The organism is Streptomyces sp. NPDC053431, assembly GCF_044544925.1.
In the GTDB taxonomy this organism is placed as follows: Bacteria; Actinomycetota; Actinomycetes; order Streptomycetales; family Streptomycetaceae; genus Streptomyces.
Genome location: NZ_JBITXX010000025.1, coordinates 1 through 24951, shown reverse-complemented (window position 1 = coordinate 24951; position 24951 = coordinate 1). Strand labels below are relative to the sequence as shown.

23 protein-coding genes and 2 pseudogenes are annotated in these 24951 nt (G+C 72.7%); 10 read left to right on the top strand and 15 right to left on the bottom strand.

Going from position 1 to position 24951, the window contains the following annotated elements; all coding sequences use genetic code 11:
- Positions 1–16: 16 nt before the first annotated feature.
- Positions 17–1438, bottom strand: coding sequence for a HEAT repeat domain-containing protein (locus tag ACIGXE_RS34370; protein WP_399753818.1), 1422 nt, complete (start codon positions 1436–1438; stop codon positions 17–19).
- 258 nt (positions 1439–1696) lie between these two features.
- The gene (locus ACIGXE_RS34365) at positions 1697–2095 is read right to left on the bottom strand and encodes an ankyrin repeat domain-containing protein (protein ID WP_399753816.1); all 399 of its coding nucleotides are present in this window, start codon (positions 2093–2095) and stop codon (positions 1697–1699) included.
- 304 nt (positions 2096–2399) lie between these two features.
- Between ACIGXE_RS34365 and ACIGXE_RS34360 the strand changes: the two genes are divergently transcribed.
- Positions 2400–2594 carry a hypothetical protein gene (locus tag ACIGXE_RS34360; protein WP_362537449.1) on the top strand — a complete coding sequence of 65 codons (195 nt, stop codon included), beginning with the start codon at positions 2400–2402 and terminating at the stop codon, positions 2592–2594.
- A 37-nt stretch (positions 2595–2631) separates the two neighbouring features.
- The gene (locus ACIGXE_RS34355; RefSeq protein ID WP_399753813.1) at positions 2632–4269 is read left to right on the top strand and encodes a hypothetical protein; all 1638 of its coding nucleotides are present in this window, start codon (positions 2632–2634) and stop codon (positions 4267–4269) included.
- A 149-nt stretch (positions 4270–4418) separates the two neighbouring features.
- On the opposite strand, the pseudogene ACIGXE_RS34350 reads toward ACIGXE_RS34355, so the two are convergent.
- A pseudogene (locus ACIGXE_RS34350) lies at positions 4419–5903 on the bottom strand (PLP-dependent aminotransferase family protein); the annotation flags it as partial.
- A 130-nt stretch (positions 5904–6033) separates the two neighbouring features.
- Here ACIGXE_RS34350 and ACIGXE_RS34345 point away from each other — a divergent pair.
- The 4 genes from ACIGXE_RS34345 (at position 6034) to ACIGXE_RS34330 (ending at position 9835) form a co-directional block, all read left to right on the top strand.
- Positions 6034–6795 carry a YitT family protein gene (locus tag ACIGXE_RS34345; protein WP_399753871.1) on the top strand — a complete coding sequence of 254 codons (762 nt, stop codon included), beginning with the start codon at positions 6034–6036 and terminating at the stop codon, positions 6793–6795.
- A gap of 230 nt (positions 6796–7025) precedes the next feature.
- Complete coding sequence (locus ACIGXE_RS34340) at positions 7026–7790, top strand: glycerophosphodiester phosphodiesterase (RefSeq protein WP_399753811.1); 765 nt, start codon at positions 7026–7028, stop codon at positions 7788–7790.
- Positions 7791–7846: 56 nt separating this feature from the next.
- Positions 7847–9205 (top strand): MFS transporter, encoded by a 1359-nt coding sequence (locus tag ACIGXE_RS34335; RefSeq protein ID WP_399753809.1) that lies wholly within the window; start codon positions 7847–7849, stop codon positions 9203–9205.
- Between the two features lie 255 nt (positions 9206–9460).
- Entirely contained in the window at positions 9461–9835 is a 375-nt protein-coding gene (locus ACIGXE_RS34330) for an RNA polymerase-binding protein RbpA (protein WP_026278069.1), read from the top strand.
- A 327-nt stretch (positions 9836–10162) separates the two neighbouring features.
- On the opposite strand, the gene fxsA is transcribed toward ACIGXE_RS34330, so the two are convergent.
- The 4 genes from fxsA to ACIGXE_RS34310 form a co-directional block, all read right to left on the bottom strand.
- Positions 10163–10756: an FxsA family membrane protein gene (gene fxsA, locus ACIGXE_RS34325; RefSeq protein ID WP_399753807.1), complete on the bottom strand. Its 594-nt coding sequence runs from the start codon at positions 10754–10756 to the stop codon at positions 10163–10165.
- A gap of 97 nt (positions 10757–10853) precedes the next feature.
- Positions 10854–11630 (bottom strand): polyprenol monophosphomannose synthase, encoded by a 777-nt coding sequence (locus ACIGXE_RS34320; RefSeq protein ID WP_399753804.1) that lies wholly within the window; start codon positions 11628–11630, stop codon positions 10854–10856.
- A gap of 401 nt (positions 11631–12031) precedes the next feature.
- The gene (locus ACIGXE_RS34315) at positions 12032–13645 is read right to left on the bottom strand and encodes an amidohydrolase (RefSeq protein WP_399753802.1); all 1614 of its coding nucleotides are present in this window, start codon (positions 13643–13645) and stop codon (positions 12032–12034) included.
- Between the two features lie 70 nt (positions 13646–13715).
- The gene (locus ACIGXE_RS34310) at positions 13716–14156 is read right to left on the bottom strand and encodes an Lrp/AsnC family transcriptional regulator (RefSeq protein WP_189976755.1); all 441 of its coding nucleotides are present in this window, start codon (positions 14154–14156) and stop codon (positions 13716–13718) included.
- A gap of 223 nt (positions 14157–14379) precedes the next feature.
- Between ACIGXE_RS34310 and ACIGXE_RS34305 the strand changes: the two genes are divergently transcribed.
- Positions 14380–14748, top strand: a complete 369-nt coding sequence (locus ACIGXE_RS34305) for a hypothetical protein (RefSeq protein ID WP_399753800.1) — start codon at positions 14380–14382, stop codon at positions 14746–14748.
- Positions 14749–14784: 36 nt separating this feature from the next.
- On the opposite strand, the gene ACIGXE_RS34300 is transcribed toward ACIGXE_RS34305, so the two are convergent.
- Positions 14785–15885 (bottom strand): phosphotransferase family protein, encoded by a 1101-nt coding sequence (locus ACIGXE_RS34300; RefSeq protein WP_399753799.1) that lies wholly within the window; start codon positions 15883–15885, stop codon positions 14785–14787.
- Between the two features lie 66 nt (positions 15886–15951).
- On the bottom strand, positions 15952–17073 hold the full coding sequence (locus ACIGXE_RS34295; RefSeq protein ID WP_399753797.1) for a hypothetical protein: 1122 nt from the start codon (positions 17071–17073) through the stop codon (positions 15952–15954).
- Between the two features lie 359 nt (positions 17074–17432).
- Between ACIGXE_RS34295 and ACIGXE_RS34290 the strand changes: the two genes are divergently transcribed.
- Entirely contained in the window at positions 17433–17639 is a 207-nt protein-coding gene (locus tag ACIGXE_RS34290) for a hypothetical protein (protein WP_399753795.1), read from the top strand.
- Here the strand turns inward: ACIGXE_RS34290 and ACIGXE_RS34285 are convergent.
- The 4 genes from ACIGXE_RS34285 to ACIGXE_RS34270 all read right to left on the bottom strand — a co-directional run bounded on the left by ACIGXE_RS34285 (position 17602) and on the right by ACIGXE_RS34270 (position 21561).
- A complete protein-coding gene (locus ACIGXE_RS34285; RefSeq protein ID WP_399753792.1) occupies positions 17602–18756 on the bottom strand; it encodes an acyl-CoA dehydrogenase family protein in 1155 nt (384 codons plus the stop codon). The two genes, ACIGXE_RS34290 and ACIGXE_RS34285, sit on opposite strands and share 38 nt — an antisense overlap.
- Positions 18757–18982: 226 nt before the next feature.
- Positions 18983–20089 (bottom strand): sensor histidine kinase, encoded by a 1107-nt coding sequence (locus ACIGXE_RS34280; RefSeq protein WP_399753790.1) that lies wholly within the window; start codon positions 20087–20089, stop codon positions 18983–18985.
- Positions 20082–20777, bottom strand: coding sequence for a response regulator transcription factor (locus ACIGXE_RS34275; RefSeq protein WP_399753787.1), 696 nt, complete (start codon positions 20775–20777; stop codon positions 20082–20084). Before ACIGXE_RS34275 ends, ACIGXE_RS34280 begins: the two co-directional genes overlap by 8 nt.
- A gap of 79 nt (positions 20778–20856) precedes the next feature.
- A complete protein-coding gene (locus tag ACIGXE_RS34270) occupies positions 20857–21561 on the bottom strand; it encodes a VanZ family protein (RefSeq protein ID WP_399753784.1) in 705 nt (234 codons plus the stop codon).
- Between the two features lie 163 nt (positions 21562–21724).
- Between ACIGXE_RS34270 and ACIGXE_RS34265 the strand changes: the two genes are divergently transcribed.
- The gene (locus ACIGXE_RS34265) at positions 21725–22033 is read left to right on the top strand and encodes a hypothetical protein (RefSeq protein ID WP_399753782.1); all 309 of its coding nucleotides are present in this window, start codon (positions 21725–21727) and stop codon (positions 22031–22033) included.
- On the opposite strand, the gene ACIGXE_RS34260 is transcribed toward ACIGXE_RS34265, so the two are convergent.
- Both ACIGXE_RS34260 and ACIGXE_RS34255 read right to left on the bottom strand, forming a co-directional pair.
- On the bottom strand, positions 22011–22157 hold the full coding sequence (locus ACIGXE_RS34260) for an SCO1431 family membrane protein (protein WP_399753780.1): 147 nt from the start codon (positions 22155–22157) through the stop codon (positions 22011–22013). The genes ACIGXE_RS34265 and ACIGXE_RS34260 overlap by 23 nt on opposite strands.
- Before the next feature lie 184 nt (positions 22158–22341).
- Positions 22342–22482, bottom strand: a pseudogene (locus ACIGXE_RS34255) (peptidase C39 family protein); the annotation flags it as partial.
- 1267 nt (positions 22483–23749) lie between these two features.
- Between ACIGXE_RS34255 and ACIGXE_RS34250 the strand changes: the two are divergent.
- Positions 23750–24895, top strand: coding sequence for a hypothetical protein (locus tag ACIGXE_RS34250; protein WP_399753777.1), 1146 nt, complete (start codon positions 23750–23752; stop codon positions 24893–24895).
- Positions 24896–24951: the final 56 nt, after the last annotated feature.

The following is a 24951-nucleotide window of genomic DNA, read 5'->3' as shown; positions in this document are numbered from 1 at the left end:
CGTCACGCGTCCGGCCTCACACCTGCAGGTCGAGGTCCGGCCCTATCCGATTGCGCACGGCCGTCTGGACCTCCGCCTCCTCGGCGGGGTCGGCGGCGAGCCGGCGCAGGCGCTCCGCGACGCGCACGTCACCCGTCTCGGCGTGCAGCGCGGCGAGCTCGCGGGTGGTCTCCTCGCAGTCCCACAGGCACTCGACGGCGAATCCGGTCGCGAAGCCGGCGTCGGTGGCGGCGAGGGCGCGGGCGGTGCGGCCGCGGAGCTGGGAGGAGGCGGTCTCGCGGTAGACGTGGCGCAGCACCGGGGCGGCGCAGACGATGCCGAGGCGTCCGGCGCCGTCGACGAGGGGGTAGAGGGCGGGGGCGTCGGGGCCCTGGGCCCGGACCGTCTCGCGGAGGGCACCGAGGACGAGGGGGGAGTCCTGGGGGCCGCCGCGGAAGGCGAGCGTGCCGGCCGCGGCCGCGCCGAGCGCGTCCGGGCGGTGGATCCAGCCGCGGGCGCGGTCGACGGCGGCTTCGCCGCTCATGCGCTGGTAGGCGGCCACGGCGGCGTCGGCGACCGTGCGGGAGCCGTCGCCGACGGCGAGTTCGACGAGGTCGAGGACGGCGGGGTCCTGTGCCTCGGCGAGGTAGTGCAGGGCGGCGCAGCGGGCGCCGTCGGGGCCGCCGCGGGCGGCGCCGAGGATGGTGTCGCGGTCGTCGGGTCCGGCGACGGCGACCAGGCAGCGGGCGGCGGGCCCGTGCAGTTCGGCGCCGCGCTCGTGGCCCTCCTGGGCCCAGTCGAGGACGGCCTGGACGCTCCAGCCGGGCCGGGGACCGGTGGGGCGGAGCTGACGCTGCCAGCGGTCGAAGGAGCCCTGTTCGCCGGCGGCCTTGATCCGGGCGCCGACGGACTCCCTGGGGTCCTCGGCCCACAGGCGCCAGGGTCGCGGCTCGAAGGCGTCCCGGACGGCGGCGGCGAGCTCGGCCTCGCCCTCGGCGGTGGCCGGGAAGCGGGCGAGGACCGGACCGGCGAGGGCGCGCAGGCCCGCGTCGTCGTCGCGGAGGGCGAGCTCGTCGAGGGCCCAGGCCCAGTTGGCCCCGGTGGCGGCGTAGCGCCGCAGGAGCAACAGGGCGTCCTGGCGTCCGTAGGAGGCGAGGTGACCGAGGACGGCGAGCGCGAGCCCGGTCCTGGACTCCTCGGTGTCGAGGTGGTCCTCGGCTCCGAAGAGGTGCGCCTCGATCTCCTCCAGACCTCCGTGGAGGTCCAGGTAGAGCCGTGCGTAGTAAAGGGAGCGGTTCTCGACCTGCCAGTCGTGGCGGGGGTCGTCGAGAACGCAGTGGTTGAGGGCCGCGAGGGCCTCGGCACGTGGCGCGGCGAGCGCGTGGAGGGTGCCGTCGCCGCGGCCCCTCTGCAGCAGACCGAGCAGGGTGCCGCTCGGCGCTATGACTGGATCGAACATGGGAAGACGCCTCACATCAAGCTGTCGACACGACCGGGGGGAGTCCGGGATGAACCGGGTCAGGCTGTTTGCCTAGGCCGTGCGGCAACATGTCGGGCCGCCCGTCGTCGTCCTGCGCTTGCCAGTGACCATCTTCCTCTGCCTCTCGTCGGTGGCCCCCTGCGGGCCCGACGTCATGATGACCCACCCATTTCGCCACCGCGACCACATTTACGGCGCCGTCTCACCTGGGGTTCAGCCGGTGTTCACCGGCCTCGTTCACCGAACTCCGAACAGGTCCAGGAGTTCCGTCTTCCCAAACATCCGCGCGGTATCCACGGCGGACGGAGTTCCGGCTTCCGGATTCGCCCCGCCGGCGAGGAGGGCGCGGACCACGGCGTCCTCGCCCTTGAAGACGGCACCGGCGAGCGGGGTCTGGCCGCGGTCGTTGGCGCGGTCGGCGTCGGCGCCGTGGGTCAGCAGGGCGGTGACCGCCGCGGCGTGGCCGTGGTAGGCGGCGAGCATGACGAGCGAGTCGCCCTTCTCGTTGCAGAGGTTCGCCGGGACACCGGCGTCGAGGTAGGCGGCCAGGGTCGCCGCGTCGCCGGCGCGCGCCAGGTCGAAGACCTTGGAGGCCAGCTCGACGACCTCGGGGTCCGGGGTCTCGTTCTCGCTCATCGTTCACAACCACCCTTCGTGCTCGTCCCCGCACGCCGAGCGCGGCCGTACGAGTGAATCGACAGGGTACTGCCCGTCGGGCGACATGAGGGGGCGCGTCCGCGGCAAGGATCACCGCAGCTCGCGCCGGGGAGCCGGTGCACTACCGCACCCGGCGGGTTTCGCCACCCGGAGAACGGGTCGACGTCCGCCGGTCAAGTGAAATCGCCAGCGATTCACCCATATGCACCTTTAGTCACATAGATACTTGCTGTGAACCTGGAAGGACTCAAGGTGACTGTCCCCTCAACCAGGAGAACACCTCATGATCCTGTCCTTCTCTGTGGTCGTCCTTCTCGGCATCGTCTGCTTCTTGTTCTTCAAGAAGGACGGACTCAAGGTCTCGCACGCGCTCGTCTCGGCGCTCTTCGGCTTCTACCTGGCGGGCACCGCGATCGCCCCCAGCATCACCGCCGGAGGCCAGAGCCTCGCCAGCCTCTTGGGCGGGATCAAGTTCTGACCTCTCTCCACCCCTTCCACCACTCCAGGAGTACGACGTGGCCCGGCGACCACTCCCCCGCATTCTGAGCAGCGGCAGCGCCCAGATCGCTCGCAGCCGAGAGATCGCGCGCACGGCCGCCGACAGCGCCACCGACGTGCTCCATCCGCTGATCACCATCTCCCGTGGTCTGCGGAGACTGGCCGCGATCGCGCGTGCCAGGTGGGCCGCGACCCCCAAGGAACGGCGTGGTCCCACGCTGTTCCTGGTCGCGGCCTGCGTCCTGGTCGTCGCCCTCGTGCCGTACGGCCCGCTCCTCGCGCTCGTCGCGGTGATGGGCGCGGCCGCCTGGCAGGGGCGGGAGCGCCCGGTCGTCAAGACCGGGCCCGACGACGCGGAGATCGCCCGGCTCAAGGGCCTCTACGAGGCGCTCGTGCCGTATCTGTCGCTCCCGGAGGACCCCGAGCCGCTCTTCGCCCACGGCGGCGACTGGGGCACGGCCTTCTCGGACTACGCCTTCGACGAGGACGGCCGGCTGACCCGGCTGCGGATCTCCTATCCCCCGTACTTCACCGACGGCGAACCGGCCGCCCGGGCCCGGATCGAGCAGCTGCTGCACGCCAAGTCGGGCCGCGGCCGCGAATACCTCTTCGACTGGGACGAGGAGGGCAACCAGCTCACCCTGCGTGTGCTGCCGGCGCTGCCCACCACCATCGCCGCCCAGCGCTTCGTCACCGTGCCCGGGGAGACCGTGCTCGGCTTCACCGACGCCGATGCGGTGCAGCGGACCGTGCCGGTGCAGGCCTCCGACGGCACCGAGGACGCCCCGGCCGTCGTCTGGCGCACCGGCCCCCGCTCGACCGAGCCGCACCTGCTCGCCGTCGGCCAGCCCGGCAGCGGCACCACCTCCCTGCTGCGCTCCATCGCGCTCCAGGCGCTGCCTCACGGCGACGTCCTCGTGGTCGAGGGCAGCGGCACCGGCGAGTACGCGTGCCTCGTCGGCCGGGCCGGCGTGCTCGCCGTCGAGTCCGGGCTGTCGGGCGCGCTCGCCAGCCTGGAATGGGCCACGCACGAGACCGAGCGACGCCTGATCGCCGCGAACCGAGCCCGCCAGGCCGGTCACGCGGCGCCCGAGGACACCCGCCGCCCGCTGTGGATCCTGCTCGACCGGCCGAGCGTCCTCGGGCACCTGGCCGCCGCCGCGGGCCGGCCCGACCCCCAGGACCTGCTCCAGGTGCCGCTGCGGCACGGGCGCGCCGCCCAGGTGACGGTCGTGGTGGCGGAGCAGTTCGACAGCCTGGAGGCGCTCGGCGAGACGGTACGGAGCCACACCCGCGCCCGGGTCGTGCTCGGGCCCGCCGCGCCGGAGCACATCGCCGCCGTCCTGGGCGCCGGACCGCACACCACCCCGGTGCCCGACGTCCCGCCCGGCCGGGGCTACGCGCGGCTCGGCGGCGGACCGGTGCTCCGCCTGCAGGTGCCGGCGACCCCCGACCCGTACGACGACGCGACCACCGAGGCACACCGCCAGGCGGTCCTGGAGCTGCTGCCGGAGCGCCGTACGGCGACGGCCGCGGCCATCGAGACAGTGCCCGGCTCCGCCCCCGAGCCGGACCTGGAGACGGACACGGCCCCGACCCTGCGCAAGGAGCCGGGCGCCTCCGCGTTCCCCTCCCCCGTCCCGGCGGAGGGCTGAGTCCGCGCCGTACGCACGACCGAGCAGGCGCCGCTCGTACAGGAGAGGGGGGCCCCCCCCCCCCCGGGGGGGCGCCCCCGCCCCGGGGCGCGGGCTGCGGGACCCCCCGCGGAACTGCCCGCGGGACCCCGCGGGTGGGGCCCGCACGGGCGGGGGGGCGCCCCCCCGGAGCCCGCGCCCGACTCCACCAGGCGGGCGGCGGCGGCCAGCCGGGCGGCGGCCTCGTCGGCGACCGGGCCGCCGACGGTGAAGGGCAGCCGGACATATCCCTCGAAGGCGCCGTCCACGCCGAAGCGGGGGCCGGAGGGGACGCGGACGCCGACCCGCTCGCCGACCTCGGCCAGGCGCGAGCCGGACAGGCCGCCGGTGCGCACCCAGAGGGTGAGACCGCCGCGCGGCACCTCGAACTCCCAGTCGGGCAGCTCCCTGCGGACGGCGGCCACGATGGCGTCACGGTTCTCGCGGGCCTGGCCGCGGCGCAGACCGACGGCCTCCTCCCAGCCGCCGGTGCGCATCAGCCAGTTCACGCCGAGCTGCTCCAGGACGGGGGTGCCGAGGTCCGCGTAGGCGCGGGCGGCCACCAGGGAGCGGATCACGTCGGGCGCGGCCCGAACCCAGCCGATCCGCATGCCCGCCCAGAACGCCTTGCTCGCCGAACCGACCGTGATGACGGTGGCGCCGGCCGGGTCGAAGGCGCAGACCCGCCGGGGCATCTCCAGGTCGTCGTCGAGGAACAGCTCGGTCATCGTCTCGTCGACGACGAGCACCGTGCCGGCCGAGCGGGCCGCCTCCACGAGCTGCCGCCGCTGGTCCTCGTCGGCGAGGGCGCCGGTGGGGTTGTGGAAGTCGGCGACGACGTACGCGAGGCGGGGGGCGGCGTCGCGCAGCACCTGGCGCCAGCGGGCGACGTCCCAGCCGCGGAGCCCCTCGGCCATGGCGACGGGGACGAGCCGGGCGCCGGCCTCCCGCATGAGCTGGAGGATGTTGGCGTACGAGGGGGACTCGACGGCGATCCGCTCGCCGCGGCCCGCGAAGAGGTGGCAGATCGCGTCGATCGCGCCCATGGCCCCGGTGGTGACCATGATCTGCTCGGGCATGGTGGGGATGCCGCGCTCGGTGTAGCGGTCGGCGAGCATCTGCCGCAGCGCGGGCAGGCCGGCCGGGTAGTCGCCGTGGGTGTGGGCGTACGGCGGCAGCTCCTCCAGGGCGCCCTGGATGGACCGGGTGAGCCAGGGCTCGGGCGCGGGCAGCGCCGCGCAGCCCAGGTCGATCATCGAGCCGAGCGACTCGGGGGGCAGCGGTTCGAGACCGCGCGCGGGCAGCGGGTTGCCGGCCGGGACGGCGGTCCAGCTGCCGGCGCCGCGCCGGGACTCGAGGAAGCCCTCGGTGCGCAGCGCCTCGTAGGCGGCGGCGACGGTGGTACGGCTCACGGTGAGGGCGAGGGCCAGTTCGCGCTCGGCGGGCAGCCGGGCGGCGACCGGGACCCGGCCCTCCAGGACGAGCAGCCGGATGCCGTCCGCGAGGGCGCGGTACGCGGGCGGCTTGCGGGCGCCGGGCGCGGCGGGCCGGGGCTGCTGCGCCTTGAGCTGCCGGGCGAGCTGAGCAGGCCCCACGGCCGAGGTCCACTGGGCCATGGAAATCAGTCCACCTTCCGCGAATTGGCCATGGTTGGCATGTTGCCCCCCGCCACAGAGTGTCATGAGCCAGTCCACCACCACCACTCCGGTCGTCACACACCGGGTCGTCTCCCAGGGGGGCAGTCCTTTGTCCATCGCCTCCGGTCTCCGCGGCCGGCATCTGACCCGCCGACTCGTCCAGCTCTACGTCGGTCTCGCGCTGTACGGGACCAGCTCGGCGCTGCTCGTGCGCGGCGGGCTCGGTCTGGAGCCCTGGGGCGTGCTGCACCAGGGGCTCGCCGAGCGGACCGGGCTGAGCATCGGCGTGGTGTCGATCGTCGTGGGGGCGATCGTGCTCCTGCTGTGGATCCCCATCCGGCAGCGACCGGGCCTCGGCACCGTCTCCAACGTCTTCGTCATCGGCCTCGCCATGGACGGCACCCTGGCCCTCGTCCCGGAGACGGACGGCCTCCCGGCCGGGATCGCGCTGCTGGTGCTCGGGATCGTGCTCAACGGCGTCGCGACCGGCCTCTACATCGCGGCCCGCTTCGGGCCGGGCCCGCGCGACGGCCTGATGACCGGTCTGCACCGGCTCACCGGCCGCTCGATCCGGCTGGTCCGCACGGCGATCGAGATCGCCGTGGTCGCCACCGGCTTCCTGCTCGGCGGCTCGGTGGGCGTCGGCACGGTGCTCTACGCCCTGGCGATCGGACCGCTGGCGCAGTTCTTCCTGCGGTGGTTCGCGGTGCCGGAGCGGGAGGAGCGGGAGGCCGAGGCGCCGGGGACGGAGATGCCGCGGACGGAGATGCCGGAGGCGGAGGCGGTGGCGGTGGCGGAGGCTGCGGGCCCGGTGGCGGAGGCTGCGGTCCCGGGGGCGGAGGCTGCGGTCCCGGGGGCGCAGGTGCCGTAGCCCGGGGAAGCAGGTGCCCGTAGCCCGGGGGCGCAGGTGCCGTAGGGGGATCGCGGGGCGTCCCGCACGTACGCGGATCGGATCCAGGATCCAGGATCCGCGTGCCCCTTCCCCAGAATCCGCGGGCCCCTCCCCACGGTCCGCGGGCCCCTCTGCAGGATCCGCCGGATTCCGGATCCTGGATCCGGACCCGTTGCCTTCCCGACACCTGATCAGGCCATACTGCGGCCGTGACGCGCGTACCCCACCCCTATCTCGACCACCCGGCCCCCATCCCCTTCGCCCACCGCGGCGGCACGGCGGACGGCCTGGAGAACACCGCGGCCGCCTTCCGGCAGGCCGCCGCGGCCGGCTACCGGTACTTCGAGACCGATGTCCACACGACGGCGGACGGCCGGCTCGTCGCCTTCCACGACGCGACGCTGGACCGGGTCACGGACACCGTGGGCCGGATCCGGGACCTGCCGTGGGCGGCGGTCCGGGAGGCCCGGGTGGCCGGCAAGGAGCCGCTGCCGCTCTTCCACGACCTCCTGGAGGAGTTCCCGGAGGCCCGCTGGAACGTGGACCTCAAGACCGAGTCGGCGCTGATGCCGCTGCTCGACCTGATCCGCAAGGCCCGCGCCTGGGACCGGGTGTGCGTGAGCTCCTTCACCGAGTCCCGGATCGCCCGCGCCCAGAAGATCGCCGGGCTGCGGCTGGCCACCTCGTACGGGGTGACCGGCGTCCTGGGGCTGCGGCTGCGCTCGCTCGGCATACCGGCGGCGCTGCGCGCCGGCGCGGTCGCCGCCCAGGTCCCGGAGCGCCAGGGCGGCATCACCGTGGTGGACCGGCGCTTCGTGCGCGAGGCGCACGCCCGTGGCCTCCAGGTCCACGTGTGGACCGTGAACGACCGGGCACGGATGAACTCTCTCCTCGACCTGGGGGTGGATGGCATCATGACCGATCATCTGGAGACGCTGCGCGAGGTCATGACCGAGCGGGGAGTCTGGTCCTGAAGGGCCGGAACCCGCGCGCGCGTCCCGTCATCGGGGACGAACGAGGGGGCGCGCGCGTGACTGCCGAGACCACCGATCCGCACGGCCGGACCGCCGACCCGGCCGAACGCCGGCGCGAACAGCGAGGCTGGTACTTCTACGACTTCGCGTGCTCGGTCTACTCGACGAGCGTCCTGACCGTGTTCCTGGGGCCGTACCTGACCTCGGTCGCGAAGGCGGCGGCGGACGCCGAGGGCTTCGTGCACCCGCTGGGCATACCGGTACGGGCCGGCTCCCTCTTCGCGTACGCCGTATCGGTCTCGATCGTCGTCGCGGTGCTCGCGATGCCCCTGGTGGGCGCGGCGGCGGACCGCACGGGCCGGAAGAAGCCGCTCCTCGCGGCCGCGGCGTACGTGGGCGCGACGGCGACGGCCGCGATGTTCTTCCTGGGCGGGGAGCGCTATCTCCTCGGGGCGTTCCTGCTGATCGTGGCGAACGCGTCGCTGTCGGTGTCGATGGTGCTCTACAACGCGTACCTGCCGCAGATCTCCGAGCCCGAGGAGCGGGACACGGTCTCCTCGCGCGGCTGGGCCTTCGGATACACCTCGGGTGCGCTGGTGCTTGTCCTCAACCTGGTCCTGTACTCGGGCCACGACTCCTTCGGCCTCTCGGAGGGCATGGCGGTCCGGATCTGCCTCGCCTCGGCCGGCCTGTGGTGGGGCGCCTTCACGCTGGTGCCGCTGCGGCGGCTGCGGGACCGGCGGATCGACCGCGCGCACGGCGAGGGCGCGGTGGGCAGCGGCTGGAAGCAGCTGGTCGCCACGCTGCGGGACATGCGCCGCCATCCGCTGACGCTGTCCTTCCTGCTCGCGTACCTCATCTACAACGACGGCGTGCAGACGGTGATCTCGCAGGCCTCGGTGTTCGGCTCCGAGGAACTGGGCCTCGACCAGACGACGCTGATCACGGCGGTGCTCCTGGTGCAGGTCCTGGCCGTCGCCGGCGCGCTGGGCATGGGCCGGATGGCACGGTCGTACGGCGCCAAGCGAACGATCCTGGGCTCCCTCGCCGTATGGACGGGGATCCTGCTGGCCGGCTACTTCCTGCCGGCCGACGCGCCCGTCTTCTTCTACTGTCTGGCGGCGGCGATCGGTCTGGTCCTGGGCGGCAGCCAGGCGCTGTCGCGGTCGCTTTTCTCACATCTGGTGCCGCGCGGCAAGGAGGCGGAGTACTTCTCCGCCTACGAGATGAGCGACCGGGGGCTGAGCTGGCTGGGGCCGTTGGTGTTCGGTCTCGCGTATCAGCTGACCGGGAGCTATCGAGATGCCATCATCTCTCTGGTGATCTTCTTCGCTGTCGGATTCGTCCTGCTCGCCAGGGTCCCGGTACGCCGGGCCGTGGCCGCGGCGGGCAACCCCGTGCCCGACCGAATTTAGACGCGGGAGTGAAAGGGCGGTAGTGTACGCGTTTGGCCTGCCAGGCGGACCGTTACTGCGTGCTGACTTGGTGAAAACGTTGAGTGACATCTACTGCCAGATGTGACAAAACGGGCACTGGTGGGTAGAACAAGGGGCGGCACGACGGGCGACGCATGACCCGGAACGGGAATCTTTACCGCCGACCGGACGTTGACCGGATGACGACGACAGCGACACCTGTCCTGTGGGCGACAAGCCCGGGAGGCACGATTCATGAGTGAGCGAGCTCTTCGCGGCACGCGCCTCGTGGTGACCAGCTACGAGACCGACCGCGGCATCGATCTGGCCCCGCGCCAGGCGGTGGAGTACGCATGCGAGAAGGGGCATCGTTTCGAGATGCCCTTCTCGGTCGAGGCGGAGATTCCGCCGGAGTGGGAGTGCAAGGTCTGCGGAAGCCAGGCACTCCTGGTGGACGGGGACGGCCCCGAGGAGAAGAAGGGCAAGCCTGCGCGTACGCACTGGGACATGCTCATGGAGCGGCGTACCCGCGAGGAGCTGGAGGAGGTGCTGGCCGAGCGGCTGGCCGTCCTGCGCTCCGGCGCCATGAACATCGCCGTGCATCCGCGCGACAGCCGCAAGTCCGCCTGACGGACGGCCGCACGGCCTGAGCGAGCAACGCCGCGGGGCCCGGTACACGACGTCGTGTACCGGGCCCCGCGGCGTTCGCACGTGCTCGGCGACCCCGCGGTCGCGCGCGGCCGGGGGCCGAGGCGTCCGCGATGCCGGCGCCCCGCCGGACGGGACGGGCGGGACGGACGGACTGCACCCGGCCGCCCCGGCGGTCACGCGTGCCGTTCCCGCGCGGCTTCGACGGCTCCCCAGGTCACTCCCTCCCGGCACGGCAGCCGCCCCGAAAACGCCCTCCGGCGCGGCCATGGCGGCCGCGCCGGAGGGCGTTTTCGGGGCGGTGGTGGTTCAGGGGGTCAGGGGCGGGCGGGGCGCGTCGGGGTGTCGCGGGCCCTGGGGGGCGTCCTCGCGGATGACCTCGCCCTGGACGACCTTCCCGTCCGGGCGGTAGATGCGGGCCTGCTGGAAGGCGTCCTGGAGGCTTCCGGGCCGCGCGGCGTTCATCCGGCGCTCCATCGCCCGCTCCGCGTACGTCCCGGCGAGCGTGCGGACCCGCGGGATCAGCAGCAGGAGACCGGCCGCGTCGGAGAGCAGACCGGGGAGCATCAGGAGGAGGCCGCCGAGCATCAGAAAGCCGTTGCGGTCCTCCGCGCCGGCCCGGTCGGCCGCCGTGGGCGCCTCGCCGCGCCGGGCGGCCTCCTGGGCGCGCTGGAACGTTCCGGTGAGGTTGGCGAAGGCCCGGCGGCCGGCGCGCTTGATCACGCCGGCGCCGAGCACGGCGCCGGCGAGCAGCAGCAGGAACACGGTGAAACCGCCCACCGCGTTCGCCACGACGGTGAGCAGCCAGATCTCTAGGACCAGCCAGGCGGCGAGGCCCAGCGGCAGAAGCGTTCGCGCGCGGGAGCGCCGAGGGGCGAGGGAGGGCGATGCGCCGGTCGTCATGCACCCCAGTGTGCCTGGCGGCCCGCAGGAACGTCGTAAAGGAGACATCAGTACGACGGGCCCGCGGGCCGGGGGTCAGGCGGACGTGCGCGGGGGGTCAGGCGGACGTGCGGCCGAGCAGCTTGCCGACCTTCCGGGCACGCGCGGAGAGGCCCCAGCCGGTGACCCGCCACAGCGCCTCGACGAGGATGTCGCGGCTCATCTTGGAGTCGCCGATCTCGCGCTCGACGAAGGTGATGGGCACCTCGACGACGTGGAAGCCGGCGGCGACGGCCCGACGGGCCAGGTCGACCTGGAAGCAGTAGCCGGCGGAGGCGACCTCGTCGAGGCCGAGCCCCTCCAGGGTCTCCTTGCGGAAGGCCCGGTAGCCGCCGGTGACGTCACGGATCGGGACGTCGAGCATGAGGCGCGAGTACAGGCTGCCGCCGCGGGAGATGAACTCGCGGGACTTGGGCCAGTTCACGATCCGGCCGCCGGGCACCCAGCGGGAGCCGAGCACCAGGTCCGCGCCCTTGAGGGCGGTGAGCAGCCGGGGCAGCTCCTCGGGCTGGTGGGAGCCGTCGGCGTCCATCTCGACGAGGACGCCGTAGCCGTGGTCCATGCCCCATCGGAAGCCGGCCAGGTAGGCGGCGCCGAGCCCTTCCTTGCCCTTGCGATGCAGCACGTGGACGTGATCGTCCTCTGCGGCGATCTCGTCGGCGAACTTCCCCGTGCCGTCGGGGCTGTTGTCGTCGGCGACGAGAACGTGCGCCTCGGGCACCGCCTCCCGTACGCGCGAGACGATCGGCTTGATGTTCTCCGCCTCGTTGTAGGTCGGGATGATCACCAAGGCCTTGCCGAGCGGGCCGTAACGCCTCTGGCCACCGTCGTTCACTACTGCCCCTTCGGATACATACGCGAGCCCCCACCATAGCGAGCCCCGCGCACGAGGTGCGGGATCGGGGCCCGGCGTCCTTCGGGCCGACCCGGGATCCGCTGGCTGCGGATCGACCGAGGCCGTTGTCTACTGAACGCCGGGACCCCACCCGGGTCGCACCCTCCGCCGGAAAAACCTTCCCTCGCCCCCGAGGCGCGGGCGGCGTTCGGTGCCTGCGTGGAGGTTTGCGACCGGTCGGACGTCCTTGGTGGACGCGCCGAACCTACCGGCCGCCGACGGTCCGCTGTCAACACCCGTTTGACCTGCGGCGATGAACCGTTCCACCAGGTCACCCGGGAAGATCCGCAGGTCGCGGGGGAACCGGACCGGGATCAAGCGATGGTGCGAAATGTCCTACGTCACTCGTTCGGCCGTACGAAGACCGTTTGTCCGAAGACGACGGTCCGCAGGCATACGGGAAGCTCGCTACCGGGGGACAGATCGGGCAGACCGGGCGTCCCGGAGCGGGGGTCGGTCGACCAGCGGGCCACCCGGTCGTCCGGCGCCTGGACCACCAGTTCGCCGGTGCGCCAGATCGCGTAGTCGGCCGGCGCGCCGGGCACGAGGGTGCCGGCGTCGTCGCGGCCGACCGCGCGCCAGCCGCCCCGGGTGTGCGCGGTGAAGGCGGCGCGGACCGAGATCCGGTGCTCGGGCGTCCGGTGGAAGGCGGCGGCGCGGACGGTCCCCCAGGGGTCGAGGGGGGTGACGGGGCTGTCGGAGCCGAAGGCGAGCGGCACACCCGCGCGCAGCAGGGCGGCGTACGGGTTGAGGGCGCGCGCCCGCTCGGCACCGAGGCGGTCGGCGTACATGCCGTCCTCGCCGCCCCAGTACGCGTCGAAGGCCGGCTGCACGGAGGCGGTGAGGCCCAGCTCGGCGAAGGCGGCGATCGACTCGGGGCTGAGCATCTCGGCGTGCTCGACCCGGTGCCGGGCGGCCCGGATCCGGGCCAGGCCCAGCTTGTCGGCGGCGGTCCTGACACCCTCGACGACCGCGTCGACGGCGGCGTCGCCGATGGCGTGGAAACCGGCCTGGAGGCCCGCCTCGGTACAGGCCACCACGTGCGCGGCGACGGCGTCCGCGTCGAGGTGGGCGACCCCTGCGCCGGAGTGGTCGGCGTACGGCTCGTGGAGGCAGGCGGTGTGCGAGCCGAGCGAGCCGTCGGCGAACAGGTCACCGGCCGCGCCGAGGGCGCCGAGCGCGCGGGCCCGTTCGATGTCGAGATCGGCCCAGTAGCCGACGACGCGGGGCCCGGGCTCGCTGCGGGCCAGGTCCAGCAGACCGGTGAAGTCGTCCTCCGAGGAGATCTCGGGGCCGCCGCACTCGTGCAGGGTGCCGATGCCGAGGGAGGCGGCGTGCTGCCGGGCGGCGCGCTGGGCCTCGGTGCGCTGCTGCGGGGAGAGCGCGGCGTAGGCGGCGGCGCGGACGGCGTGGTGGGCGTCGCCGGTGAGCGGCTGCTGTCCGTCGTGGAAACCGTCGCGCTCGCGGATGCCCGGCACGAGGTCGAGCATCGCGGTGGTGACGACGGCCGAGTGGACGTCGATCCGGGTGAGGTAGAGAGGGCGGCCGCCGGTGAGTTCGTCGAGCTCGGCGCGGGTCAGCGGGCGGCGCTCGGGCCAGCGGGCGGCGTCCCAGCCGTGACCGACGAGGATCCGGTCGGCGGGCCGGGCGGCGGCGTACGCGCGGATCCGGTCCGCCGCCTCGGCGAGCGAGGCGGCGGCCGACAGGTCGAGGCCGGTCAGTGCGAGCCCGGTCGCGGTGGTGTGCACATGGGCGTCGACGAACGCGGGGGTGACGAGCGCACCCTCCAGGTCCACCACCTCGTCCACGCCGGAGGCGAAGGCGTCGGCCGCGCCCTCGGAGCCCACCCAGGCGACGTGCCCGCGCTCCACCACCATGGCGGTGGCGAAGGGGTCGGCGGGGCTGTGGACTTCTCCACCGCGCAGCAGCACGGTGCGGTGTTCGTACGCGCTCATCCCACCAGGCTAGGGCGTGGTGGGACCGGAGACGTGCGCCGGGGCGGGGCATGATCCGAAAGACGCGCCCCTAGATGCGCGGGGGCCTGGCCTCGTACGGGGTGGACAGGACGACGGTGGTGCGGCTGGAGACGTGGGCCTGCGAGCGGATGCGGCTGAGCAGGTGCTCCAGCTCGAGCGGGGTGGCGACGCGCACCTTGAGGATGTAGTTCTCCTCGCCCGCGACGCTGTGGCAGGCCTCGATCTCGGGGATGTCGGCGAGCCGGTCGGGGGTGTCGTCGGGGGCGCTGGGATCGAAGGGTTTGACCGAGATGAAGGCGGTGAGCGGCAGGCCCACGGCTTCCGGGTCGACGACGGCGGCATAGCCGCGGATGACGCCGCGCTGCTCGAGCCGGCGGACGCGCTGATGCACGGCCGAGGTGGACAGGCCGGTGGCCTTGCCCAGGTCGGTGTAGCTCATGCGCCCGTCCTTGACGAGCAACTCGACGATCTGACGATCCAGCTCCTCCATGCGGTGACCCTATTGCCCCGGAGGGGCCGCGGCACAGTCAGGACCGGCTCCTATCCCACTCTTTGGGCAGTTGCGGGGCACCTGCGCCGGGCATGTGACGAACGCCACAGGTTTTGCGAGGCCTCGGGCCGGACCTCACGGTTATGCGGGGGGCCGTATGGGAATTGCTTGCTGTGGTCGAGGCCACTCAGATCCGGCCGACCCGTCCGAGGGGGAGATCTCCATGCAGGAGCCTGTTGATTCCGTCGACACGTCCGACGAGCTCGACGCGTACGACACCTTTGAGATGTACCGGGTGATCTGCCCGGACTGCGAGCAGCCGATCGCACTGCTGGCGGACGAGGACGTCCTGCCGGAGCACGCGCTCTGCCCGACGCCGTGGAACCCCTTCGTCCTGACGGTCTGCACCGGCACCGGCCGGTCCGCCGCCGAGACCCGTCCGGCGGACGAGACCCTGGCGGCCCAGGAGCAGGACACGGCCCTGCTCCTGACGCTCCCGCAGGGCCTGGACTGGCGTACGCAGCCCTTCTCGCACGTGGGCGGCCCGGGTTCGCGGCCCATCAAGCCGGCCCAGCTGCGCCGCGCGGCCTGAGGTCGCGCGGCCTCGGGCCGCGCGACCCGGCTCCGTTCACCAGTAGCGTCCGCGCACCATCGCCGCGAGGCTGGCGTGGTGCAGGATCAGGCTGTCGACGTCCTCGGCGTTCGCCGGCACCCGGACCTCTCCGAAGTACGCCTGGCGGTACGCGATCCTGAGCATCACGATCGCGTGCCGCAGCGCCGCGTACAGGGTGTGGAACTCCATGGCGCGGGGCGTGTGCCCGGTGAGTTCGGCGTAGCGCCGCTCGACGGCGTCCCGGCGCAGGAAGTCCGGCAGGCCGGGCTGGCCGAAGCCGACCGTGAGGTCCTGGAAGAAGCGGTGCAGATAGACCGTCCAGCCGAGGTCGACCTCGCGCGGGGCGAAGGACGCCATCTCCCAGTCGAGGACGGCCACGGGACGGAATCCCTCGTAGACGATGTTTCCGATTCGGGCGTCGCCCCAGCTGAGGACGGCCGGGCCCTCGTCGTCGGGCCAGTGCGCCTCCAGCCAGTCGAAGGCCGACTCGATGAGCGGTGACGGGGCGAGCCCGTCCACCACCCAGGCGTAGTAGGCGCGTTGGGCGTCGACGTGGCGGCGCAGCGGGCTGCCCACGCCGGCCGGCATCAGGAACTCCGCCTCCTTCGCGGGGAACTGGTCGTGCAGCCGGGCGAGCACGGCCACGGACGCGGCCTCCAGTTCGGCCCGTTCCGCGTCGCCGGCGGCGTGCAGCCAGTTCCCCTCGTACGTGTAGGGCATGACGTCCGGCGGGACCCGGCCCTCGGCCCGGGCCATCACGAAGAACGGCGCTCCGAGCGGCCCGGGGTCCTCTTCCAGCCAGAGCACCCGGGGCACGGGGACGTCGGTGTGCTCGCCGACCAGGCGCATCACCCGGTGCTGGCGCGCCATGTCGTAGTCGGGGAAGACGGTGTACGCGGCGGGGTCGGCGGCGAGCCGGAGCGCGCAGCCACGGACCGGGGCGTCGGGGTGCTCCAGGTCGAAGAGCAGCGTCTCGCTGGACATGCCGTTGGAGCCGGGGACGGAGAGACCGGTGACGCGGGCGCCGGGAAGCCGCCGGTCGAGCCAGGCGGTGAGCCGGCGGCCCAGCTCCTCGGGATCCCGGGTGGTGGTGCGGGGTCTGGGCGCGGTGGCCATGGAGGCGCTCCTCTTCACTCGGGACTCGGTTCCTCGGACGGGCCGAGCCCTGGCCTTCGGGACGGGTCAGGGGGCGGTGGCGGCGTAGTCGGCGAAGCCGCTGGGGTCGTGCCGGCCGAAGGAGCCGTGCTCGAAGATGCCGTAGCCGGTGCGGCCTTCGAGGGTGAAGCGGGCGGCGTGGTCGGTGACGCCGTAGGCGACCATGGGGTGGGCGGCCGGGTCGGAGAGCTCGTGGACGCGACGGTCGGTCCAGTTCCGGCCCTGCCAGCTGCCGTGCTGCCAGTCGGGGGCGGGCGGGTATCCGGCGCCGACGGCGAGCGGGGAGGAGGCGAGGATCTCGACGCCGATCTCCAGGGGCTTGCCGGCCGGGTCGGTGACGTGCACGACGGCTCGTTCGGGGTCGCGGGTGCCCGAGCGGTAGGTGATGTCGGTACGGGGCCAGCCGAGCTGGGTGTCGCGCCGCCCGTTCCGTACGAGCAGGGCCTCGTTGAGGGTGCGGTAGCCGTCGGCGTCCTCCTGGGCGATCACCATGAGGAAGCGGTCCTCGAAGCGCATGGGGATCCAGAGCCAGTGGAAGCCCTCGGGGCGGAACTCCTCGGCACGGCCCGGCTCTTCGCCCGGGAGCGGGCGTACTCCCCAGCTGCGGTCGCGGGTGCCGGTCCACTCCCCCGCGGTGACGGCGAACTCCTCGCCGCCGGCCCGGATGGTGCCGGTGGCGTGGCCGGCCTGCACGAAGCGGCGGCCCTCCAGGGTGAGCCGGTCGCCGCGGCGCTGGGTGTGGTGCGGCTCCCAGACGGCGGGGAAGTCCCCGGTCCAGACGAGGTCGAAGGACAGCCCGTCGGGGTCGTCCGGGTCGGGCGCGCAGTGCAGGCCGAGCCGTCGGAGGGGCTCGTCGACGGTGATGCGCAGGGGGCCGACGGAGAGGTTCATGCGGTCGTCGCCGAGGGCGTCGGAGGCGCGGACGGCGTGCAGCCGGTCGCCGGTGCGCAGGGTCGCGTAGGCGTCGATCACCCCGGCGTTGGGATAGACGCCGAGTCCGGCGATGAGCAGGGCGCGCCCGTGGTGGTCGAAGACGTGGAAGATGCACCGGTCGTAGGCGTTCCGGTCGCCGCTGACGTGGTGCTTCATGGACAACGGCGCCTGGTGCACCGGGTATTCGTCGAGCGGGACGGGCCGGTCGTCTGACACGTGTGACCTCCTGGTCGGCGAGCGAGAGTTGACGGTACGTCAGAAACCGCGCCGGGGGCCAGAGTCGTGCAGTACGGGGGGTGCGGACAGGCAGTGGTCCGGGGCGGTCGCCGGCCCCCGGGGACGCGTCGAACTGCCGCTCGACGCCCTTCGGCGGTGACCGGGGGCGGGGCCGGAGCGTTGGGCCGGGCATGACCACGCTGTATACGTCACCCAGCGGATACGGCCGGCACAGGCAGTCCGGGCCGTACTTTGAAGAATCGGTTCAGCAGGGCGTCCGGTCCCCCGCGCCGACCCCCGTCCCGGCCGCGGTTCCGACCCCCGCCCCGGTACCGGCGCCCGCGTCGGTACCGTCCCCCGTGTCGACGCCGACGCCCGCTCCCGCGCCGCACCACCCGGCGGACCCGCCCATCTACTCGGCGGTGCTCCGGCTCTGGGCCAGCCGCGGCAAGACCCTGCCGGGCCACCGCGACCAGGAGTGGAGCCGGCTCGCGGCCGGCCCGGTCTGGGCCGACCGGACCGTACGGGTCAGCGGGACTCTGGTCCGGCAAGGTGACGTGCGATGACCACCCGCTGGATCTGATTGGTGCCCTCGACGATCTGCAGCATCTTCGCCTCGCGCAGAAACCGTTCGACGGGGAAGTCCGCGGTGTAGCCGTAGCCGCCGAGCACCTGCACGGCGTCCGTCGTCACCCGCATCGCCGCGTCCGAGCAGAACAGCTTCGCCATCGCCGCCTGCCGGCCGAACGGCCGGCCCTCGTCGCGCAGCCGCGCCGCCTCCAGGTACAGGGCCCGGCCGGCCTCCACCTGCGTGGCCATGTCGGCGAGCAGGAAGCGCAGGCCCTGGAAGTCCGCGATGGGCCGACCGAACTGGCGTCGCTCCCGCGCGTACCCGAGGGCGGTGTCCAGTGCGGCCTGCGCCAGGCCCACCGCACAGGCCGCGATGCCGAGCCGCCCCGAGTCCAGGGCGGCGAGGGCGATCGTGAAGCCCTGGCCCTCCGCGCCGATCCGCCGCGCGTCCGGCACGCGCACGCCGTCGAGGTGCACCTGGGCCGTGGGCGAGCCCTTCATCCCCATCTTGCGCTCGGGCGCGGCGGCGCCGAGCCCCGGCGCGTCGCCGGGCACCAGGAACGCCGTGATCCCCTTCGGCCCCTCGCCTCCGGTGCGGGCCATGACGGTGTAGAAGTCGGCGATCCCCCCGTGCGTGATCCACGCCTTCGTACCGTCCAGGACCCAGTCGCCGCCCTCCCTGACCGCGCGGGTGCGCAGGGCGGCCGCGTCGGAGCCCGAGGACGGCTCGGAGAGGCAGTACGCGCCGAGGAGACCGCCGCCGAGCATCCCGGGCAGGTGGGCGGCCCGCTGCTCGTCGGTGCCGAAGGCGGCCAGGGCGTGGCAGGAGAGGCTGTGCACGCTCACCCCGAGGGCCACGGTGAGGCGGGCGGCGGCCAGTTCCTCCAGGACCTGGAGGTAGACGGTGTACGGCTGGTCGCCGCCGCCGTACGCGGAGTCGTACGGGAGCCCGAGCAGCCCGGAGCCGGAGAGCAGCGTGAAGAGCTCCCTGGGGAACCGCCCGGCGGCCTCCTCCTCGGCGGCGCGTGGCGCGATCTCGCGCGCCGTGATCTCCCGGACGAGGGCGAACAGCTCCCTGGCCTCCTCGGTGGGCAGCCGGCGTTCCACGGGCATGGCGGCGCACTCCTCCCTCTCGGGCTTCGACACTGCGCCGATGCCGCCTCGGAGTGGGGGCGGCGGGCGGGCGTGGCGCGGGGAGTATGCCCGTTCGGCGGCACCCCCTCACACGGGCGTCCGCGCGCGGCGGCGGGGGCGCACGGCAGGGAGCGCCGCCGCCCGCGCACGGCAGGGGCGCACCCGCCCGCCCACGGCAGGGCCGCCCCCGCCGCCGCGCGCGTCCCTAGGACGCCGTGGCCGCGAGGACGTCCTCTGCCGCCCCGGGAAGCCGGACCGTCACGACGAGGCCGCCGGCGGGGCGGGGAACGAGGTCGAGGGTCCCGTCGTGGGCGCGGACGATGCTGTGCACGAGCGCGAGGCCGAGCCCGACCCCCGCGTGCTCCTCGGTGCGTACGCGATCCGTGCCGCGCCGGAAGGGTTCGGTGAGGGTCGGTACCAGGGCCGACGGCACGGGCTGCCCGGTGTTCTCGACCCGCAGCACGCACGCGGTGCCCCGGTCCTCCGTGTGGACCGTCACGCCGCCTCCGGCCGGGAGGTTGTGGACGACGGCGTTCTGGACGAGGTTCGTCACCATCCGCAGCAGGAGCTCCGCGGAGCCGCTGGTCCGCGCCGCGCCGCCGGTGACGTCGAGCGTGATCCCGCGCCGTTCGGCGAAGGGGAGGAGGTTCTCGGCGGCCTCCTCGGCGACGAGGCCGAGGTCGACGGTCTCCCGGTCGAAGTTCCCGCGGTCGCTGCGGCTGAGCAGCAGCAGCGCCTCGGTGAGATCGATCGCGCGCACGTTGACGGCCCGCAGGCGTCCGAGGAGCTCGTTCCGGTCCCGTGTGGGGTCCCGGCGAGCGACGTCGAGCAGCGCCTGCGAGACGGCCAGCGGGGTGCGCAGTTCGTGGGAGGCGTTCGCGGCGAACCTCTCCTGTGCGGCGACGTGCGACTCGAGTCGTTCGAGCATCGAGTCGAACGCGTCGGAGAGCTCACGGAACTCGTCCCGGCGGCCCTTCATGCGGATTCGGTGGGACAGCGCCCCGTCCCCGACCGTCCGTGCCGTGGCCGTGAGCTGTCTGAGGGGTGCGAGCATCCGGCCGGCGAGGACCCATCCCCCGGCCAGGCCGAACACGAGCAGAAAGGCCATGGCCGCGGCCGCGGCGGGGGCGAAGGTGTGCACCAGGAGGTAGCGGTTGGGCGAGACGCCGAGCAGTCCCTGGTCGTTGTCGGGCACGTAGCGCAGCAGGTACGTCCACACCACGGCGAGCAGCAGGGCGCCGGCCACGAGCAGGAATCCCGCATAGCTGAGGGTGAGTCTCAGCCGGGCACTGAGCCCGGGGCGTCTAGGCATGCGCACCGCCGGGGCGGACGGTGTCGGGGCCGGCGTCGATGCGGTAGCCCACGCCTGGGACCGTGGCGATGATCCACGGTTCGCCGAGCCGTTTCCGCAGGGCGGAGACGGTGATCCGGACGGCGTTGGTGAAGGGGTCGGCGTTCCCGTCCCACGCCCGCTCCAGCAGCTCTTCGGCGCTGACGACCCCGCCTTCGGCCGCGACGAGGACTTCGAGGACGGCGAACTGCTTGCGGGTGAGCGGGACGTGTCGCCCGTCGCGGAAGACCTCCCGGCGGAAGGGGTCGAGGCGCAGCCCCGCGATCTCGCGGACCGGGGGCCGGGCGTACGCGCGCCTGCGGTCGAGCGCCCGCAGCCGAAGGACGAGCTCCCGCAGCTCGAACGGCTTGGTGAGGTAGTCGTCCGCACCGAGTTCGAAACCGGACGCCTTGTCGTCGATCCGGTCGGCGGCGGTGAGCATGAGGATCGGGATGCCGCTGCCGGAGGCGACGATGCTGCGGGCGACCTCGTCGCCGGAGGGGCCGGGGATGTCGCGGTCGAGGACCGCGAGGTCGTAGGAGTGGACGCTCAGCAGCTCCAGGGCGGCGTCGCCGTCGCCGGCGATGTCGGCGGCGATCGCCTCCAGCCGCAGACCGTCACGGACGGCCTCGGCCAGGTAGGGCTCGTCCTCCACGATCAGTACGCGCATGCCCGAAGCCTAGGCAAGGCGACCTATCGGCGTCGTATGCGATCCGACGTACGCGGAGCCGACCACCGCCGGCCTGGGCTCAGCCCACCTCTGCCGGCAGCGGACGCGGGCTCTCCTCCCGCGCCACGGCCGTGGTGCGCCACCAGCGGCGCGACGCCAGCGCGGCCAGGACGGCGCCGGCCGTGTTGACCAGTACGTCGTCCACGGAGGACACCCGGTCCAGCCGCAGGACGTACTGCGCGGTCTCCACCAAGGCCGAGCAGCCCGCCCCGAGCGCCAGGATCCGCGGTACGGACGCCACCGCCGCGAACCGCATCGGGGCGAAGAACCCCACCGCCGCGAGGACCAGCAGGTTGCCGGCGATCCCGAGCGGTCCCATCGTGACCAGGTCCCGCAGCGGCACCAGGCTCACCCGGGCGGGGACGACGCCGGCTCCGCCGCCCGGCATCATGGTCATCCAGAGGAACGGAACCGTCCCGTGGACCATGCCCACCTCGGCCAACGACACCCGCCACGCCGCCGGGACCCCGGCGGCCCGCCGGCGGCGGGCCAGCGCCCACACCACCAGCGCGGACAGCGGCATCGTCACGAACGTCATCAGGACCACGCCGTTGAAGGTGTCGAAGCAGCCGTGCCACCGCCCGGCCATGCACGTCGGGGCGGACATCATCAGCGGCCTCCGCACCACGAACAGGGCACCCGCCAACCCCAGGATCGCCAGGCCGAGGAACACGAACCTGCGCGTACGGCCGCGCGGTGCCGGGAGGGATGCGTTGTGCTTCATGCCCCCATGAGAGCCGGAGGACCGTTGCGGCGGCGTATGCGTTTCCCGATACGCCCGCGATACGCGGAATCCACTGGAAGGCTTCGGGCCCTGCCGCCCTTGACTCCCGCGGGTGCCGCCCCTATGCTCCCCGCTCCGCCGTCGCTCCTCGGGGAGGCCGTCGATGAGGTCCTGCGCACCTCGGTGGGTCGTCGTGCCGCTCGGGGGCGTGGGCGGGGCGATGGTGCTCGCGGCCGTCGCGCCGCCGGCCGGGCTGGTGGCGGTCGGGATCGCGGGGATCGGCTCCGTCGCGGTCGGGGTCGTGCTGCTCGTCGCCGCGGGAGTGCTGTGGCGCCGGCCGCCCTCACCCGGACAGGCCGGTGTGCTCGCCGGGCTTTCGGCTCTCGCAACCGTGCTCGGGAGCTGTTCGGCCGGCGTGGTGCTGGGTGTCCTCGGCGTGGTCGCCGGGCTCACATCAGGCCGGCCCGGGTGACGAGCACCGCGAGGAGCACCACCAGGGTCCAGCCCAGCAGGTGCTCCAGGAGCTTCGGTCCGTCGTGCTTCGGTCCGCCGGTACGCGCGCGGACGCGGGCGGCGGCGTGAGAGGTCGCGCTCATGCGGCTCAGGGTGCCAGGGGCCGGGTCCGGGGTCAGCGACGCAGGTCACGTTCCCCGGGGCCCCGGCCCGGGAGGGACCGGTCGGGACGGGCCCCCGCTGCTCCGCTCCGGGTTGGCCGGCCCGGAGCAGCGCGTATCAGGGCAGGATGAGCGGGCAGTCCGGATCGGCCCTGCTCGGCCCCGCTCAGAGAACCCCCACCGCCTCCAGCGCCTTGCGCTGTGCGGGAGTCGGGCGGTCCGGGAAGTAGAGGTAGCAGACCCCTCCCGTGCCGGAGACCACCTTCCCGCTCGCGTTGTAGCGCTTGGTGCGCAGCCAGATGTTCTCCAAATGGGAGGGCGCCGCTTACCACGCGGCACCCTCCCGCACAAACATGCAGGTCAGAGGCACGGGCCGCGCGAGGCAAACCGAGCGCGGACGCGCTGGTGCTGACCTGGTGCTGACTTCCGCTGGCGTCCGTTCCGGCCCGTCCGGGTCCGTCGTGCTGGATCGGTGCTGGCTTCAGAGCCCCCGTCGCCCGCCAGACCTCCACCCGCTTGGTGCGGCCGCCATTCCTCACTGCCGTCCTCGCGAGCAGCTGAAGCAAGCGTAGAGGAATCGTCTGTGAGTGAGCCAATGTGGGACGTCAAGGCGCTTGCCGCCTTTCTAGGGAAGCCCACTTCTTGGGTGTGCGACAACCTCCTCAAGGAGGAACTACCAAGCTTCCGCGTAGGCCAGCAGCAGCTTCGATTCTCTCCGCCGGAGATTCGACAATGGCTGGAAGAGCGATGCCGAATGGCCGCATGAACCTGGAGCCCATGGAGACCGCGCGCGGCAGTCGCGCGATGAAAGCATCGAGCGCTGAGGCGAGGGCTGAGGTTCTAGGCCCTGAGCAGCACTTTTCCTTCTTTCAGCACTGTCAGGACCTTCCCTGCTTGCACGGCGGAAAGTCCCCGGAATCCCCCCGGGACAGCCCCTGGAAGATGACTCAGACTATGGAGTGCAGTCGGTGCACGTGGTCGGGTAGTGAGACCTGGGCATTGCGAGCTCACTAGGGATCATGACGCCCGGTGTCACGCCATCACGCGATATCCCGTTTCGCAGGTCAGACCTATGTCATCCCACTGCTCATGCCCGGTGACACACCGCCCCAAAGGCGTCCCCGCTTCCCCTGCTCGCCGCCCGTAACGCTCCAATCCCGGACAGCGGGCCCCGACTCTGCCTGCGGCATTTTTTGTCGGCGTCGGACAAAGCGAGGCAACGGTCTCAGCGCCTCCACACTCCCAACGGTGGTCACCCGGCACCAGATGGTGGAACCACGTCACCGCCCTCACCGAGGACGCCTCACGGCCGCGCACCGGCAACGCGCCCGGCGCGATGAGCACCTGGCGCAACCTCGCCATCGGAGCCCCTCCGGGCAGTCGGAGCGAGGAACATCGCGGCTGGTCTTCGCCCGCTGGCCCGCAGGGCCTCCGACTCTTGTCAGTGCGCACCTCTATGGTAATAAGTGAAGATTCCGCAACGGGGGAAGGTTGGGGCGTAGATGGCCACGAGGGGCTGGAGTGGCCTTTCGGATGTGGTCCGGCGCGGCAAGCTGCGGCGCAGGGTCTCCGGCGTGGGTGTCCGCAAGTTCGGGGCCACCCGATTCGACATGGAACTGCTAGAGGCCGTCGACGCCGCCAGTGCTCGAAAGGTGCCGCTGGCCTTGGTCATTCCCCTTCCAGCCGCCGACACCCCAATCGCGCTTGGTGCCGCCAGCCTGGTGGCACAGATCATCCGAACCGGCAGTCTCGACGTGACCGCCACAGTGGTCTCCAAGCGGCTGTCGCAACGTGCCGCCTATGACCATCTGTACATCGAGAGCCAGAGGCTGGCCGATTTCATCCCTCGGGCGCGCCTTACGACGGACGACAAGGTCGAGGTGATCGGCGGCCCCGTTCGCGACCGGTCCGGCCGGCTGATTCTCACGTCGGAACTGGGACGGGTGAGCGGTCGTGGCGCGCTGGTAATCGACGGGACGGCTACTGATGTAGGCGATCTAGGGCCGCGTCTGCACCGGGAACAGGACCATGCCTTGGTCTACATCACCGACACGCCGTTCGATTCGAATCTGGACGCCATCCACAAGGCGGGCGGCGTCGTATGGGCATTCGACTCGCCATCGCTCGGGGTCCTGGCGGCACCCTTCAGTCCTGGTGAGGCGACAGGCGAGTTCGCTGCTTCCTCTAAGTTGCTACGTGCCGCCGCTATGGCCGAGCGTGTCGTGCGAGCACCAGAGGCCGCGACGTCACTGGATCAAGCGTTGAGCGGCACGTGGAAGGCTCTAGGGCGGCTCGCCGCCGTGACCGGAGGGTCGCCGAACCTCGCGATGACGCATGCGGTTCGCTGGGCGTGGGGTGTGCTGTCCACATTCAGTCTGTCAGTCACCTCTCCCGCCTCATACGACGCGCATGTCCGACGAGGACCGTTCTCCGTCTTGCTAGGGGATGCCACCAGCCACGCGCGGGCAGTATCCAGCCAGAGTGCGGGGCCCATACGGGATGCCTGGGCGATGGTCGCCGACGGGTTCGCCGACATCTACGAAGCCGCCCAGGAACGGCCGAAGTTCACTCTCGTACAAGACTGGGTCCGTGAGGAGACCGGCCAGCGCGGGACCGGGATGATTGTCACGCGCAATCAGTCCGCTGTGGCGGCATTGACAGCCGACTTGGACGAGTCGCCACTAGGGTCTGTTGCGAAAGTGGATCTTGTTCGTTCATGATCACGTCTCGTGGGACGTGGAGATCTGACGAATGGCCAGTGGGCCCGGCTTGAGCC